Below are 13,921 nucleotides of genomic sequence, written 5' to 3'. Positions count from 1 at the left end.
ACTTTTTCATGTTTATTAGGATCATGGTAGCGCGTTTAATCCAGTTCCAGCAAACACAAATATCAGCTTTATCGAAACTACTGATTATCTTTATTTTCAACTAAGTAGCTTTGTTTGTTAGAATCACCGGCAAAATTTAGTCGATGAGAAAAACATGAAATTTATATCATTTAATATAAACGGTATTCGAGCGAGGCTGCATCAATTGCAAGCGCTTATCGAAAAACATCAACCAGATGTTATTGGACTACAGGAAATAAAGGTGCATAACGATCAATTTCCTTTAGAGGATGTTGCCGCTATGGGGTATCACGTTTATTTTCACGGACAAAAAGGTCATTACGGTGTGGCAATGTTGTGTAAAGAACAGCCTAGCGACGTGCAGTACGGATTCCCTACAGATGATGAAGAAGCGCAACGACGAATGATTATGGTGACATACCCATTACCCAACGGCGAAAGTGTGCGAGTACTGAATGGATACTTCCCGCAAGGTGAAAATCAAACCCACGAGACCAAATACCCAGCAAAACGTAAATTTTACCAAGATTTAATGGGTTACTTAAATGATAATCACTCACCTGATGAAAATGTCATTGTCATGGGCGATGTGAATATTTCGCATACAGATTTGGATATAGGAATTGGTGAAGAAAACCGTAAACGTTGGTTAAGAACGAAAAAATGTAGCTTCTTACCTGAGGAGCGTGAATGGTTAAATACACTGTTTGACTGGGGTTTCGAGGATGGCTTCAGAACATTAAACCCTGACGGCGGCGAGCAATATAGCTGGTTTGACTATCGTTCTAAGGGATTCAATGATAATCGTGGTTTACGCATAGATTTAATTTTATCCACATCTAAGTTACACGAAAACCTAAAAGAAGCGGGAATCGACTATGAACTTAGAGGAATTGAAAAGCCTTCTGATCATGCACCTATTTGGGCAACTTACGAGTTTTAAATGTTTGAATTAACTTTCCTTCAAATCTCAGCATGGCTGATCTATTTACTCGGTATAGTGTTTGTTCTAACACGAGTATCTTTTGTTCAATTTAAGCACAATAAAAAGCTCCAACATTTAGTGCTGGGCTCGTCCGTTTCAGTATTCGGTTTATGGCTTTTCCGTGTAGGCGTAGAGCCAGGATTGGATGTACATTTTTTGTGGCTCACAGCAATGACCTTGCTGTTAGGCTTGCGTTGGGCTTTATTAGCAGGGTTTTGTACCCTGCTAGTGTCTACCGTAGCCGGATACGATAGTTGGCAGATGTTTGGAATCAATGGTGTATTGGGGATCAGTATTCCCATTGTCACCAGTTATTTGATTTATAACTTTTCGTTTCACAAATTACCTAGGCACTTTTTTGTCTATGTGTTTGTCTGTTCATTTATTGCTGGCGCGGCGATGATCGCTGTAAAAATGTTGCTACTATCTGGCTATTATTATGTGGATGGCATTTATGACGCAGACACACTTTATGACTCTTACTTACTGTTAATTCCTTTATTACTAATGTCTGAAGGTATGCTCAATGGTTGGACAATGACCATATTGGTTATTTATAAACCAACCTGGGTGTATACTTTTTATGATAAACATTACTTACTAGGTAAATAATTCAGTAGGATTAAAAAAGGGCGGATACATTTATCCGCCCTTTTAAATATAATTTCGACTTATTTGTCGAACAATATGTCGTGAACATTCTTCAAATCAGTTTTGCCTTCAATGATCTCATCAGGAGTCAGTCCTGAGATTTCATGCGGGAAAACCAACCATTCATCACTTTCGTGAATAAAGTAATCAGGTACCATTTGAGTTTTGTTATTTTCCGGTTTGTAATACGGACAAGCAACACGAATATCTTCTGGCATATTCAGCCTAGAAAGCTTTTTAATTTGTTCTATTAGCGCATTTACACTGCGCCCAGAATCAAAAACGTCATCCACAATCAGTAAGCCATCGCTAGCATTAGCATTTTCAATCAAGTAATGCAGTCCATGTACCTTGATTTCTTTAGATTGTTTATCGATTCCATAATATGACGATGTGCGCACCGCAATATGGTCTGTTTCAACTTTTTTATAATCAAAATATTCTTGAACGGCGATACCTATGGGAGCTCCCCCTCGCCAAATACCTACAATAAATTGCGGACGAAATCCGTCTTGATACACCTTTGCAGCCAAACGAAAAGAGTCTTCCAACAATTTCTGTGCAGTAATATACGTTTTTTGCATTAATTAACCTTAATTTACAAATACTCAAAAAGCACTTCTGTTAAAACCTATGTGTTTTTGAATATGATTTTTCTATGTTTTGCCAATTATAGCGAAAGCATTCGATAAAGTGTTGAGAAATCCAATTCAATTTATACCTTACTCGTATTTCAGTGCCTCAGCGGGTTGCACCCTTAACGCTTTATATGCCGGATAAAGGGTAGCAACAAAACATAAACCAATGGATAGCAATACCAGAGAAACGATTTGCTGCCATCGAATATCAACTGGCAAACCTTGCCCATCCCCCACAGCTATCGGCATCCCTAAAATGTTTAAAATAGTATTTAATTGTGTCACCAACAGGATCCCACAAATCAAACCGATGACCGTACCTTTAATACCGTTGTACAACCCATTGATCAAAAAGATAGTAATGATGCTAGTTCCGCGCATTCCTTGGGTACGCAAAATAGCGATATCCCCCCTTTTCTCTGTGACCACCATCACAAGTGCTGAAACTATGTTAAATGCAGCCACTGCAATAATTAGCAACAACATCAATGACATCATGTTTTTTTCCATTTTTACGGCGTCAAATAAGGGCCCTTGTCGAACCCTCCAATCAACCGTTGGCAGATCAATTTGTTGCTCAACTTTTTGATATTGAAAAGCATCATCTAGAAATAAACGAGTTTGTTGCAATTTATCCACTGATTTGCGCAATAGTTTGGCATTATCTTGAATATCGATATACACCACTTTATCGTCCAATTGTGAGGCCAAATCAAACAGTCCAACGACACTAAACAACCGCTGACTAGGCATTCTTCCCATTGGAGAATATGAACTTGCTCCTGCCGATATCAAACGTATCTGATCACCAGGGCGAATACTCAATTTGCTGGCTAAAGCTCTGCCCATGATAATATTGTATTGGCCCGTCTTTAATTGACTAAACTGCCCAAAAATCATATTTTCAGCGACAATAGAATGCTGTTGCATAAATTCAGCGTCTACTCCATGCAGTAGCACTCCTTGTATCCCTCGGCGTGATTGCACTATACCTTCACTTTCAATAATAGATGTTATGGACTCAACACCTTCAATTTCAGCCAACTGTTGTATTTCAGTAGGAGTTGACGCACGGGTATCGGCCACTATGTGAGGGGTAATTCCTAACATGCGATTTTTCAACTGCAATTCAAAACCGTTCATTACCGAAGACACGGTGATTAGCGCAATTAACCCTAGCGCGATTCCTACCACTGAAAATAAGTTAATGAAGGCAATAAAATGACTACTTTTACTGGCTCTTGCGTATCTAAGGCCGATAAAAGTGGAAACTGGATAAGACATATATGAGTATTAAGCCTTTTGGGGAATTAATTAAACCAATATCTATTGAACACAATAATTACCCTTTGGCTATTCATTGTGGACGATAAACTGGCATAATACGTGTTTGAGATCAGCTAAACAAGAAACAAAATAGCATCACTTTGTTAAACTACAATCAAAGACTTACTGAGTCTTTGTGGTTTAATTGAAAGAATTTAATAATTGCCATAATGGCGTTGAAACCTAATCAAACGGGGAAACCATGGATCCAATTAGTTTGGAACAAAAAATGGCTCAATTTCATGAGTTTTTTACCATAAAGCATCAGCTCAGTGTGAATATGACCCCAGTAAATGACGGATTTCAACTTCCAAGTTTAGATGAATTAGTGAGTCAAATGCCCTATGCGTTTAAAATTGCAGCAGAGATGTCAAATATTGACACCCAAGCGCTTAGACCGCTGCGCAACCTCAGCGAACACGCGAAAGATTTAACTGACTTTCTAAATCATCAAAACAAAAAATTAGATTTGATGATGTCCTATATTCTGCAGCAACAAGATGATCCGCAACACCGCTATGTGTCAGTAGAATTTGGTGGCGGAGGTATTATATTAAAACGCAATGCGCCTTTAGCAGAAGGGACTTTAGTTGAACTTAAAATATTTTTAACCGAAGAATCCGCCGCTGTTTACTGTTATTCAGAAGTAATCAAAGCAGAGCCTGTTGGTGATGATTACCATATTTATCTACTTTTTAGTCGTATCCGCGAAGAAGACCAAGAATTACTGGTTAGAGCTAGTTTACATATGCAGACATTACAGCTTCGCGCCCGCTCGAAACAACAAAACAATGATTCAAATTAATGATAACAAGTATTTTTACCCCTGAGTTACCTCAAAAAGCCGGCAATATTATCCAATGGGGCAATATGCATGGCAGTAGTTTATCCCTAGCAATTGCTAACGGAGCGAAACGAAACCCCGGTTCTACCCTATTGGTGACAGCAGACACTCCTACGGCTTTAAAACTAGAAAAAGAGCTACATTTTTTTCTTGCCGGTGCTGGCGATGATGAATTAGACGTTAAATTACTACCCGATTGGGAAACCTTACCGTACGATAATTTTTCTCCACACCAAGATATTATTTCTCAGCGTTTAGAAACATTGTTTGAACTGACTCAAAATAAACGCTGCATTTTTATTGTACCGGTGAACACCTTATTGCTCAGAATGCCGCCCGTGGATTTTCTCGGGCGTTATCTATTGATATTAAAAACCGGACAGACCTTAGATATTGACGAGTTTAGACTCAATCTAAATAAATCAGGTTATCAACACGTTAATCAAGTAATGGGGCATGGTGAATTTAGTATTCGCGGCAGCATTATTGACTTGTTTCCAATGGGCAGCAATGAACCCTTTAGAATAGACATGTTCGATGATGAGGTAGATTCGATTCGTCACTTCGATCCGGACAATCAACGCTCTGGCGATAAAGTAGAGGGCATTAATTTATTGCCTGCTAGAGAGTTCCCGACAGATAAAGATGCGTTAAAACGCTTTCGTGAAAATTATTTAGATACCTTTGAAGCAAATAACAGCAAAGATTCAATCTACTATCAAGTAGGCAAAGGCATTATGCCTGGTGGTATTGAATACTATTTACCGTTATTTTTTGATGATACAGCCACGTTATTCGATTACTTGCACCCAAACACCTTAATCATGACTTACGGTGATTTGTCATCTGCTTGCGATTTCTACTGGGCCGACCTTAACGAACGCTATGAACAGCACCGTTACAATCCAGCGCGTCCCTTATTACCGCCGCAACAGATATTCCAACGCTACGAAGAGCTTTTTGCAGGTTTCAAACAATGGCCACGAATAAATCTTTCAAGACAAAAGTTAGAAGAAAAAGCAGGAAGGATTAATTTAGCCACCGATGATATTGGCGAAATAGCCATTAAGCATCAAAATAAAGTGCCCTGGACGAGCATAAAAGAATCCGTTAAAAACTGGCAAGAAAAAGGACAAAAAGTGCTTTTTTGTGCAGAATCTCAAGGGCGAAGAGAAAGCCTTTTAGATCTTCTACATAAAGCACAAATTCCCGTAAAAGCGTTTGAAAATATTCATGCTTTTTTGGCCAGTCATGAACCTATTGGCATCGCGATAGGTTTGGCAGAACACAGTTTTCAGTTATTGGAAGCTGACGGCGAACTAGCCTTTATCACCGAAACTCAATTGTTAGGGCATAAAGTTAGTCAACGCCGCTTACGTGAAAAACGTCAAGCTACCGATGAAAGTGCGATTATTCGTAACCTTGCTGAATTGACGCAAGGCCAACCTGTGGTTCATTTAGAACACGGTGTAGGACGCTTCTTAGGCTTACAAACCCTTGATGCTGGCGGATTGACCACAGAATATTTGTCCATTCAATACGCTAAAGAAGCCAAACTTTATGTGCCTGTGGCTTCATTGCATCTAATCAGTCGCTATAGTGGTGGTGATTTAGACCATGCACCATTGCATAACTTAGGCTCCGATGCGTGGAGTAAAGCACGCAAAAAAGCAGCAGAAAAAGTACGAGATGTGGCAGCGCAGTTATTGGATGTGTATGCACGAAGGGCCGCTAAACCAGGCTTCGCCTATAAAATTGACTGGCCAGAATACCAATCTTTTGCTGACAGTTTCCCTTTTGAAGAAACAGATGACCAATTGCAAGCCATTAATGCTGTTATTCAAGATATGGGCAGTCCTAACGCAATGGATCGGCTTGTTTGTGGTGATGTCGGCTTTGGTAAAACTGAAGTAGCGATGCGAGCCGCTTTTTTAGCTGCGAATCAAGGCAAACAAGTCGCCATTCTTGTGCCCACAACCTTGTTAGCGCAACAGCATTTTGAGAATTTTAAAGATCGATTTGCTAACTGTCCTTTCAGAATAGAGGTGCTTTCGCGTTTTGTAACCGGTAAAGACCAAAAACAAGTGATTGAAGGCATCGGTAATGGCAAAGTAGATATTGTTGTAGGCACTCATAAGTTATTGCAAGATGATTTGAAGTTTAGTGATTTAGGGTTAGTTATCATCGATGAAGAGCACAGGTTTGGAGTACGTCAGAAAGAGAAATTTAAAGCCTTAAGATCTGACGTGGATATTTTAACTCTCACAGCGACACCAATACCCAGAACATTAAATATGGCATTGAGTGGTATGCGCGATTTATCCATTATTGCCACTCCCCCTGCTAAACGTTTGGCTATCAAAACCTTTGTACATCAGCGTAGTAAAGAATTATTACGAGAAGCAATAATGCGCGAAATTTTGCGCGGTGGTCAGGTCTACTTCCTTCATAACGAAGTGGATACGATTGAAAAAACAGCAGCTGAAATTGCAGAAATAGTACCAGAAGCTCGTATTGCAATTGGTCATGGCCAGATGCGAGAACGTGAACTTGAGCGAGTAATGAGTGAATTTTATCATCAACGCTTCAATGTATTGGTGTGCACCACCATTATTGAAACCGGTATAGATGTGCCATCAGCAAATACGATTATAATGGATAGGGCCGATCATCTAGGATTAGCCCAATTGCATCAATTACGTGGACGTGTGGGCCGCTCCCATCACCAAGCCTATGCATATTTGCTTACTCCACCACCTAAACGTATGACAAAGGACGCTCAAAAGCGCTTAGATGCCATTGCGAATTTAGAAGATCTGGGGGCTGGATTTGCGTTAGCCACCCACGATCTAGAAATTCGCGGCGCAGGCGAGTTATTAGGCGACGATCAGTCTGGACAAATCGCCACTGTTGGATTCTCGTTATATATGGATATGTTAGAACAAGCGGTAGAAGCGCTGAAGGCTGGCAAAGAACCATCCTTAGATGATGCTCTATCAGCTCACACTGAAATAGATTTACGCATCCCCGCATTGTTACCTGAGGATTATATCGGTGACGTAAATACCCGTTTATCCTTGTACAAAAAGCTGGCAGGATGTACAAATCTAACTGAAATAAAAGAATTTCAAATTGAATTAATTGATCGGTTTGGCTTATTACCTGACGCGGCTAAAAATTTAGTCCGAGTCGCAGAATTAAAATTGCAAGCTAAATCTGTTGGTATTAACAAAATTGATGCGACAATAAAAGGCGCAGTAATTGAATTTTCAGACTCCACCAAAATCGAACCTGGATACATTATCCGAATGATCCAAACCAAACCCAATAAGTTTAAATTAGAAGGTCCGGATAAATTGAAAGTGATAATTAACAATGATTCGGCCAAAAGCCGAATAGACGTTATCGAAAACCTACTGAATGATTTTAGCCGTCAGGTAAAAGCCGCATGAAAGGTAAACTAAATCTGTTCTCTGTACAAAAGCGTTTTAATCTAGGCAAATCTTCTGGGCGTCTAGTAATCTTAACTTGGCTTTTTATGTCGATGAGTTTTGTCGCCAATAGCCAAGAAAAAGAATGGTGGTTCGACGTTGAAGTCATCATCTATAAACGCAATATAGACCCAGCATCCATTGTTGAAAAATTTCCAGGCAAGTTGCTAAAAGGAACATCTAATCACGGGTTTGAAAACTTGTATGACTATTTATATCCTGATTTAGAAGGAATTTTTACTGGTCTTCCCTTATGCTTCTCTGATTCGCAGCAACAGCAAGAAATTAGTTCAAAAATCATAATGGATGATAGTTTTGGACAATTCGAAGCATTTGATAAAACTCAGTTCACACTTTCCAGCGACGAGACTGCAAATGATACTGTGGTTTATGCAAACCAAGAGGTTGCAAACCCAGGGTTAGACGGCTCAAATGCCACTGGCTCTTTAGCTTATTTGGATGTTTGGCAATTAGATTTCCAGTTAGAGCCGATACATTTACCAGAAAAACTATTGTGTCGATTGCCTGATGAAAAACCGCTTAAACCTTTTATTGAAAAAGTACCTACCCTAATCAGTAATATTGAAGATCCCAGTTTACGCCATACCCAATTATTGTCTGCGGACAGTTTTCAATTAAATGAGCTGGCAAGAGACATAAACCGACAGAGAGGATTAACCACTTTGTTGCATATGGGATGGCGGCAACAAACGCTTTTTGGCCAAGATAATGGACTTGCACTTCACCTATTTGCTGGCAAAAATTACGGCAAAGAATATGATCCTTCAACGGGAAATCGACTTCCGGATGAAAATCTAGACGCATCTTCAATCAATATGCTGACATCATCACTAACAGAGCAAGACAGCAATCTAAGCACTGCTGATTTAACCTCCATTGATCTTGCACAAACGAGTCAGCAAGCAGACTTAATTGAACAAATAAAACTAGCGTTAAATAATGAAAATTTTGAATTTAACGAGCCGACTATTGACATCCTCGACGAGCCTTCAGTTGAAGATATAAATACTTCAACTAATGTGAACGATATCTGGGAACTAGATGGCACGGTAAAAGTGTTTTTACGCTATATTCAGCGTACTCCGTATCTGCATATCGATAGCAATATAGATTTTCGTGCTCCCGTCTTTGATTCTCCTGCTTACCTTAGAGAACAAGCGGCCGCAAAACAGGTACAAGAATCGTTACCAAAACCGGATCGTTTACAAAGTTATCCGTTTAACCAATTACGTCGTGTGATTAGTAATCAAGTGCACTATTTTGACCATCCAATGTTCGGAATGATTATTCAAATAAGACGTTATGATTTACCCGCTTCTTTTGATAAGCAAAAAACTACAGAGCAATAAACTTGAAAATATATACTAAAACAGGTGACACCGGTAAAACCCAAATTTATGCAGACAAAGTGGTTCGTTTAGATAAGAGTGATGAGGTATTAGAATGTTACGGCACTTTAGATGAGCTGAATGCGCATATAGGGATGTTGATAAGCAACACTATGTGCCCTGTCATCACTGCGCAAACTGAGCTGTTAACGGATATTCAGAAAAACCTGTTTCAAATCGGTTTCGCTATTTCAGCCAATGCAACTTTAACAGATAAAGATGTGCAGGCAATAGAAACCAATATTGACAGTTTGCAAGCTGAACTCCCCCCTCAAACCCACTTTATTTTGCCAGGTGGTCATCCAGTCGCTGCACAAGCTCAAATATGTCGAACGGTGACCAGAAGAGCAGAAAGACGCATGGTTGGGTTACTTTCAAATTACCCCGTACCTGAAGCGTGCTTGCAATATCTGAATCGCTTATCTGACTATTTATTTGTACTGGCCAGGGCCGTCAACCACCACTATGTAATAGACGAAATAAAGGTTTAGTCAGGTTAACTTAGAAAGTAAAAACAGTTACACCCGTGATGACCAAAGCAGCAATAATATTTAGCATCACTCCTTCTCTGGCCATGGTTTTAATACTGAACTTTCCGGTACCATAAACAATAGCATTGGGAGCTGTGGCCACCGGAAGCATAAATGCGCAACTTGCACTCATTGCAGCTGGCATCATCAATAATGCTGGATCTATGCCTGCAGCTACTCCTGCGGTAGCTAAAATAGGCATCAATAGTGTTGCCGTAGCTGTATTCGAGGTTATCTCGGTTAAAAATGTCACAAAAAGACACACCGACAGAACCAACAATGGAACTGGCAATTGTGACAAACCATTCAACCAGCCGCCCATAACCTCACTCAATCCTGATGCGGAAAATGCTTTAGCAATACAAATCCCGCCAGCAAACAACAGTAACATTCCCCATGGAATATCATTCGCTGTGGGCCAATCCAAAAGCGTTTCTTTTTTACCTTGTTTATCCAAGTTGCCATTAGGAACTAGGAACATTAATACAACGCCAAAAAGGGCAATACTGCTATCGCCAACATAAGGCATATTAAACCAATCTGTCCAATAAGGTCTTAAGACCCAAGCCAGAGCAACAATCGAAAAAACAATTAACACGCGTTTTTCGGCTACCTGCCAGCTTCCTACTTTAGGTAAATGGCAATCATCCATGGTCTTAAGGCCTCGAGTTAACCATAAAGCCATCAAGGGTATAGCGATTATTACAACAGGCACCCCAGTCTTCATCCATTGAAGGAAATCAATTTCATGTCCTTGTACTTCTGAATAGACACTCATGAAAATAATATTAGGGGGTGTACCAATCGGCGTGCCTACCCCTCCCAAACTTGCGGAATAGGCAATTCCCAACAACAAGGCGACAACAATCTTTTGTTGTTTAATATGGGGAACGATGGCTAATACAATGGGTAACAACATTAAGGTTGTGGCCGTGTTTGAAATCCACATACTTAGAATAGCTGCCGTTAGCATAAAACCAAGAACTAAACGTCGCGGACTTTGACTGCCCGTCATCCTCAACATATATAGTGCAAGTCGGCTATGAACGTTAGATCGCTCTAACGATTTAGACAACATGAATGCTCCCATCAATAATAAAATGACATGGCTGCCCAGAGCAGATGCAGCGTCTTTATGGGTAATCACCCCCGCCATAGGGAAAGCAAAAAAAGGAATAAGTGATGTTGCCGGAATTGGCAGTGCCTCTGATACCCACAAAGTAGCAATGAATAAGGTTATAGATGCAGTAATGGCAATAATGTGGCTTTGTTGTAATGAAAAATATAAACCCGCATAGACTGCAATAGATACAACAAATGCAGCACCAATAACCGGATAATTAACTTTCATTAAATTGACCTAAGGTTTTTAATGCCATTTGGTATTTCGCCGTTTTTTGTAACTCAGAAAAACCTGGAAAAGGCCCCTTGCGCATACTTTTCACTCGCCCTGTTGATTGGTAATCACTGGGTAAACCATCGATGACTTGGGCTGCGTCATTGGGACTGTTACACACCAATGTCATATCACAGCCTGCATTTAAACCGGCTTGCGCACGCTCTACGATTGAGCCCAATTGCACCGCACCTTGCATCGATAAATCATCAGTGAACACTACGCCGTTAAAGCCAAGTTGTTGACGTAAAATTTGCCCAACCCAAATAGGAGAAAAGCCAGCAGGTAAAGCATCTACCGCAGGATAGATGACGTGGGCTGGCATCACCGCATCTAGCAAACCTTGTTGATGTAACTTATCAAAAACAGTCATATCAAGCTGAAATATCTGTTCTTTACTGCGTTTATCTACCGGCATTGCAATATGTGAATCTTCCTTAACATTGCCATGGCCTGGAAAATGTTTTCCAGTGCACTTCATACCAGCACTGTGCATGCCATGAATAAAGGCGCTGGCAAGTGAGACAATATGTGTTGGATCTTGATGAAAACTGCGATTTCCGATGACATCAGATACGCCATGAATATCTAAAACTGGTGCAAAACTAATATCGATATCAAATGCAAGTAACTCAGCAGCCATTAGCCAACCAAAGGTATTTGCTTGTGTCAGCATCAACTCAGAGATCTTGGCGTCAGCCGCACAAAAGCTACCCATTGCCGGTATCGCACTGAAACCTTCACGAAAGCGTTGTACCCTGCCCCCTTCATGATCAACAGCAATTAACAGGTCGTTACGCGCATTTTTTCGTAGCTCACTAACCAACTCTTTAAGTTGTTTCTGATCATGGTAATTTCGTGAAAATAGTATGATTCCGCCTACCAGCGGATGATCTAAGATGTCTTTTTCTTCGGGTGATATTTCATACCCACTGACATCCAGCATTATTGGTCCCATTGGGCTCTCATTAATAATTCAATTGGATGAACAAAACTATATAAGAATGAATGACATAACTAAAGTGAAAATCACTTTTCTTGTGTTATGCCGCTATTTTGAGTTTTGCATACGTATGTTTCTATCAAAAGCAAACGCTTAGGTTACAATAATGTTAACAGCAGAGTTTTATCTCAAATAATAAAAATAAGAGAATAGTATGCTAGCGGTACAAAAAAATCTTAGTAATGGTTTTTACACCCTCCTTAGTTTACCAGCAAGTGCTATGGGGTTTGCACTATCAGTGCAAATAGCCGCGTTAAGTTGGATATTAACAACCCAGTATGGTTTAGATTTACACGATGTTGGATTTGTCTGGGCAGCAGGGCCAATTGCAGGGATCCTAGGGCAAGTAGTCGTTGGCGCAATTAGCGATAACATATGGTTCTGGGGAGGCCGAAGACGGCCATTTATCATCATTGGTGGTGTACTTGCCTCTTTAAGTTTATTAGCTTTACCCAATATCGGTATTATTTCTGCTGCACTCAATATTGAAGCCATTTTAGGTATTGCCGTTCTTATAGCGTTGACACTAGATTTATCAATCAACATAAGCTTCAACCCTACTCGCTCTATAATCGCGGACGTAACTCCTAAAGGACATGAGCGCACTAAAGGCTATACATGGATGCAAACCGTATCCGGTTCATTCGGTGTTTTGGCCTATGTGATAGGTACATTTTGGAATAATTACGCGCTAATTTATGTGGGCGTTGGCTTAGTATTAGTGATGTCTATTTTGCCACCGCTGTTTGTTACCGAATCCCGTTCTTTACAGCAAACGGAATCTGCCACTCCTCACCCAAAATTAGGTTTTTGGAATGGCTGTAAAGTGATTGAGCCGCTATGGGGGTTTATTCTTTACTCGGTGTACGCGTTTACAGTAAAAATCGCTAATATAGATATTCATCACTATTGGATAGAAGCAATCTGCTTAGTGATAACCTTGGCATTAATTTTAAAAACCCTCATCAGTAAAGAAGTCCAGAACCCCGATGGCACCAGTGAACAGGGATTTAAAAAAGTGTTGGCCGCTCATGCGTTCACATGGCTGGGGGTACAGTCGATGTTTATCTATATTATTGGCTTTATTAAACAGAACCTACCGGAATTGACAGATAACCAAACAGGTCAGGTTATCAGCGCAGGCTTTCTTATTTTAAGTGTGGTTTCAGCAATTTTACCAGCGTTATTGTTAGAGCCATTGGCTAAAAAATTAGGCCGTGTGAAAATACATACTTACTGCATTGCATCGATGTCTTTAGCATATTTTGTGCTGTCTCAAGTTGGCGAAAGCAAATTAAGCATTTATATAATGATGGCGTTTTTAGGGATCGGATGGGCCGCAACTATCAGCCTGCCTTTCGCAATAATGTCGCAAAAAGTACATGCTGCAAAAATGGGCTTGTTCATGGGTTTATTTAATCTATCAGTGGTTCTCCCTCAATTAGTTTCCAGTTTAGGAATAGGAAAATATATAAGTCAAGTGGACAACAAAGACTCACTATTTGTGATTTGCGGTGTTTGTCTTCTAATTTCCGCTTTAGCTTGGCTATTTATTAAGGACGATTTACCCCAAGATTTAAAGATAAAGTAAATTAAAAAACCTTAATGGAACTAATGCCCTTGCTCT

General features: G+C 40.0%; 11 protein-coding genes. 7 read left to right on the top strand and 4 right to left on the bottom strand.

What is annotated here, in order from left to right; all coding sequences use genetic code 11:
- Positions 1 to 154: 154 nt before the first annotated feature.
- On the top strand, positions 155 to 964 hold the full coding sequence (xthA, locus tag Q4567_RS16430; RefSeq protein WP_216047280.1) for an exodeoxyribonuclease III: 810 nt from the start codon (positions 155 to 157) through the stop codon (positions 962 to 964).
- Positions 965 to 1,618, top strand: a complete 654-nt coding sequence (locus Q4567_RS16425; RefSeq protein WP_216047281.1) for an energy-coupling factor ABC transporter permease — start codon at positions 965 to 967, stop codon at positions 1,616 to 1,618.
- A gap of 59 nt (positions 1,619 to 1,677) precedes the next feature.
- Here the strand turns inward: Q4567_RS16425 and Q4567_RS16420 are convergent, their stop codons facing one another.
- Positions 1,678 to 2,241 carry a phosphoribosyltransferase gene (locus Q4567_RS16420; protein ID WP_216047282.1) on the bottom strand — a complete coding sequence of 188 codons (564 nt, stop codon included), beginning with the start codon at positions 2,239 to 2,241 and terminating at the stop codon, positions 1,678 to 1,680.
- A 138-nt stretch (positions 2,242 to 2,379) separates the two neighbouring features.
- Positions 2,380 to 3,579, bottom strand: coding sequence for a lipoprotein-releasing ABC transporter permease subunit (locus Q4567_RS16415; protein ID WP_216047283.1), 1,200 nt, complete (start codon positions 3,577 to 3,579; stop codon positions 2,380 to 2,382).
- 244 nt (positions 3,580 to 3,823) lie between these two features.
- Here Q4567_RS16415 and Q4567_RS16410 point away from each other — a divergent pair, with 244 nt between their 5' ends.
- The 4 genes from Q4567_RS16410 to Q4567_RS16395 are packed head-to-tail and all read left to right on the top strand — an operon-like array spanning position 3,824 to position 9,856.
- Positions 3,824 to 4,426 carry a PilZ domain-containing protein gene (locus tag Q4567_RS16410; protein WP_303501111.1) on the top strand — a complete coding sequence of 201 codons (603 nt, stop codon included), beginning with the start codon at positions 3,824 to 3,826 and terminating at the stop codon, positions 4,424 to 4,426.
- On the top strand, positions 4,426 to 7,917 hold the full coding sequence (gene mfd / locus Q4567_RS16405; RefSeq protein ID WP_303501109.1) for a transcription-repair coupling factor: 3,492 nt from the start codon (positions 4,426 to 4,428) through the stop codon (positions 7,915 to 7,917). Before Q4567_RS16410 ends, mfd begins: the two co-directional genes overlap by 1 nt.
- A complete protein-coding gene (locus Q4567_RS16400) occupies positions 7,914 to 9,326 on the top strand; it encodes a CsiV family protein (RefSeq protein ID WP_303501108.1) in 1,413 nt (470 codons plus the stop codon). Before mfd ends, Q4567_RS16400 begins: the two co-directional genes overlap by 4 nt.
- Positions 9,327 to 9,328: 2 nt before the next feature.
- Positions 9,329 to 9,856, top strand: coding sequence for a cob(I)yrinic acid a,c-diamide adenosyltransferase (locus tag Q4567_RS16395; protein WP_216047287.1), 528 nt, complete (start codon positions 9,329 to 9,331; stop codon positions 9,854 to 9,856).
- A gap of 10 nt (positions 9,857 to 9,866) precedes the next feature.
- Here the strand turns inward: Q4567_RS16395 and Q4567_RS16390 are convergent, their stop codons facing one another.
- Together Q4567_RS16390 and nagZ are read right to left on the bottom strand one after the other, a co-directional pair.
- Complete coding sequence (locus Q4567_RS16390) at positions 9,867 to 11,246, bottom strand: DASS family sodium-coupled anion symporter (RefSeq protein ID WP_216047288.1); 1,380 nt, start codon at positions 11,244 to 11,246, stop codon at positions 9,867 to 9,869.
- Complete coding sequence (gene nagZ, locus Q4567_RS16385) at positions 11,236 to 12,249, bottom strand: beta-N-acetylhexosaminidase (RefSeq protein ID WP_303501105.1); 1,014 nt, start codon at positions 12,247 to 12,249, stop codon at positions 11,236 to 11,238. The genes Q4567_RS16390 and nagZ overlap by 11 nt, the downstream gene beginning before the upstream one ends.
- Positions 12,250 to 12,448: 199 nt before the next feature.
- Between nagZ and Q4567_RS16380 the strand changes: the two genes are divergently transcribed.
- Positions 12,449 to 13,885, top strand: a complete 1,437-nt coding sequence (locus Q4567_RS16380) for an MFS transporter (RefSeq protein WP_303501103.1) — start codon at positions 12,449 to 12,451, stop codon at positions 13,883 to 13,885.
- Positions 13,886 to 13,921 lie beyond the last annotated feature (36 nt).

This window comes from Aliiglaciecola sp. 2_MG-2023 (genome assembly GCF_030548145.1).
In the GTDB taxonomy this organism is placed as follows: domain Bacteria; phylum Pseudomonadota; class Gammaproteobacteria; order Enterobacterales; family Alteromonadaceae; genus Aliiglaciecola; species Aliiglaciecola lipolytica_A.
Note: the sequence above shows the minus strand (reverse complement) of the source record. Positions and strands in the feature narration are given on the sequence as shown.

Bases quoted from the DNA above. Each gene is read 5' to 3' on its own strand.
- xthA (WP_216047280.1), top strand. From the start codon at position 155: ATGAAATTTATATCATTTAATATAAACGGTATTCGAGCGAGGCTGCAT.
- Q4567_RS16425 (WP_216047281.1), top strand. From the start codon at position 965: ATGTTTGAATTAACTTTCCTTCAAATCTCAGCATGGCTGATCTATTTA.
- Q4567_RS16420 (WP_216047282.1), bottom strand. From the start codon at position 2,241: ATGCAAAAAACGTATATTACTGCACAGAAATTGTTGGAAGACTCTTTT.
- Q4567_RS16415 (WP_216047283.1), bottom strand. From the start codon at position 3,579: ATGTCTTATCCAGTTTCCACTTTTATCGGCCTTAGATACGCAAGAGCC.
- Q4567_RS16410 (WP_303501111.1), top strand. From the start codon at position 3,824: ATGGATCCAATTAGTTTGGAACAAAAAATGGCTCAATTTCATGAGTTT.
- mfd (WP_303501109.1), top strand. From the start codon at position 4,426: ATGATAACAAGTATTTTTACCCCTGAGTTACCTCAAAAAGCCGGCAAT.
- Q4567_RS16400 (WP_303501108.1), top strand. From the start codon at position 7,914: ATGAAAGGTAAACTAAATCTGTTCTCTGTACAAAAGCGTTTTAATCTA.
- Q4567_RS16390 (WP_216047288.1), bottom strand. From the start codon at position 11,246: ATGAAAGTTAATTATCCGGTTATTGGTGCTGCATTTGTTGTATCTATT.
- nagZ (WP_303501105.1), bottom strand. From the start codon at position 12,249: ATGGGACCAATAATGCTGGATGTCAGTGGGTATGAAATATCACCCGAA.
- Q4567_RS16380 (WP_303501103.1), top strand. From the start codon at position 12,449: ATGCTAGCGGTACAAAAAAATCTTAGTAATGGTTTTTACACCCTCCTT.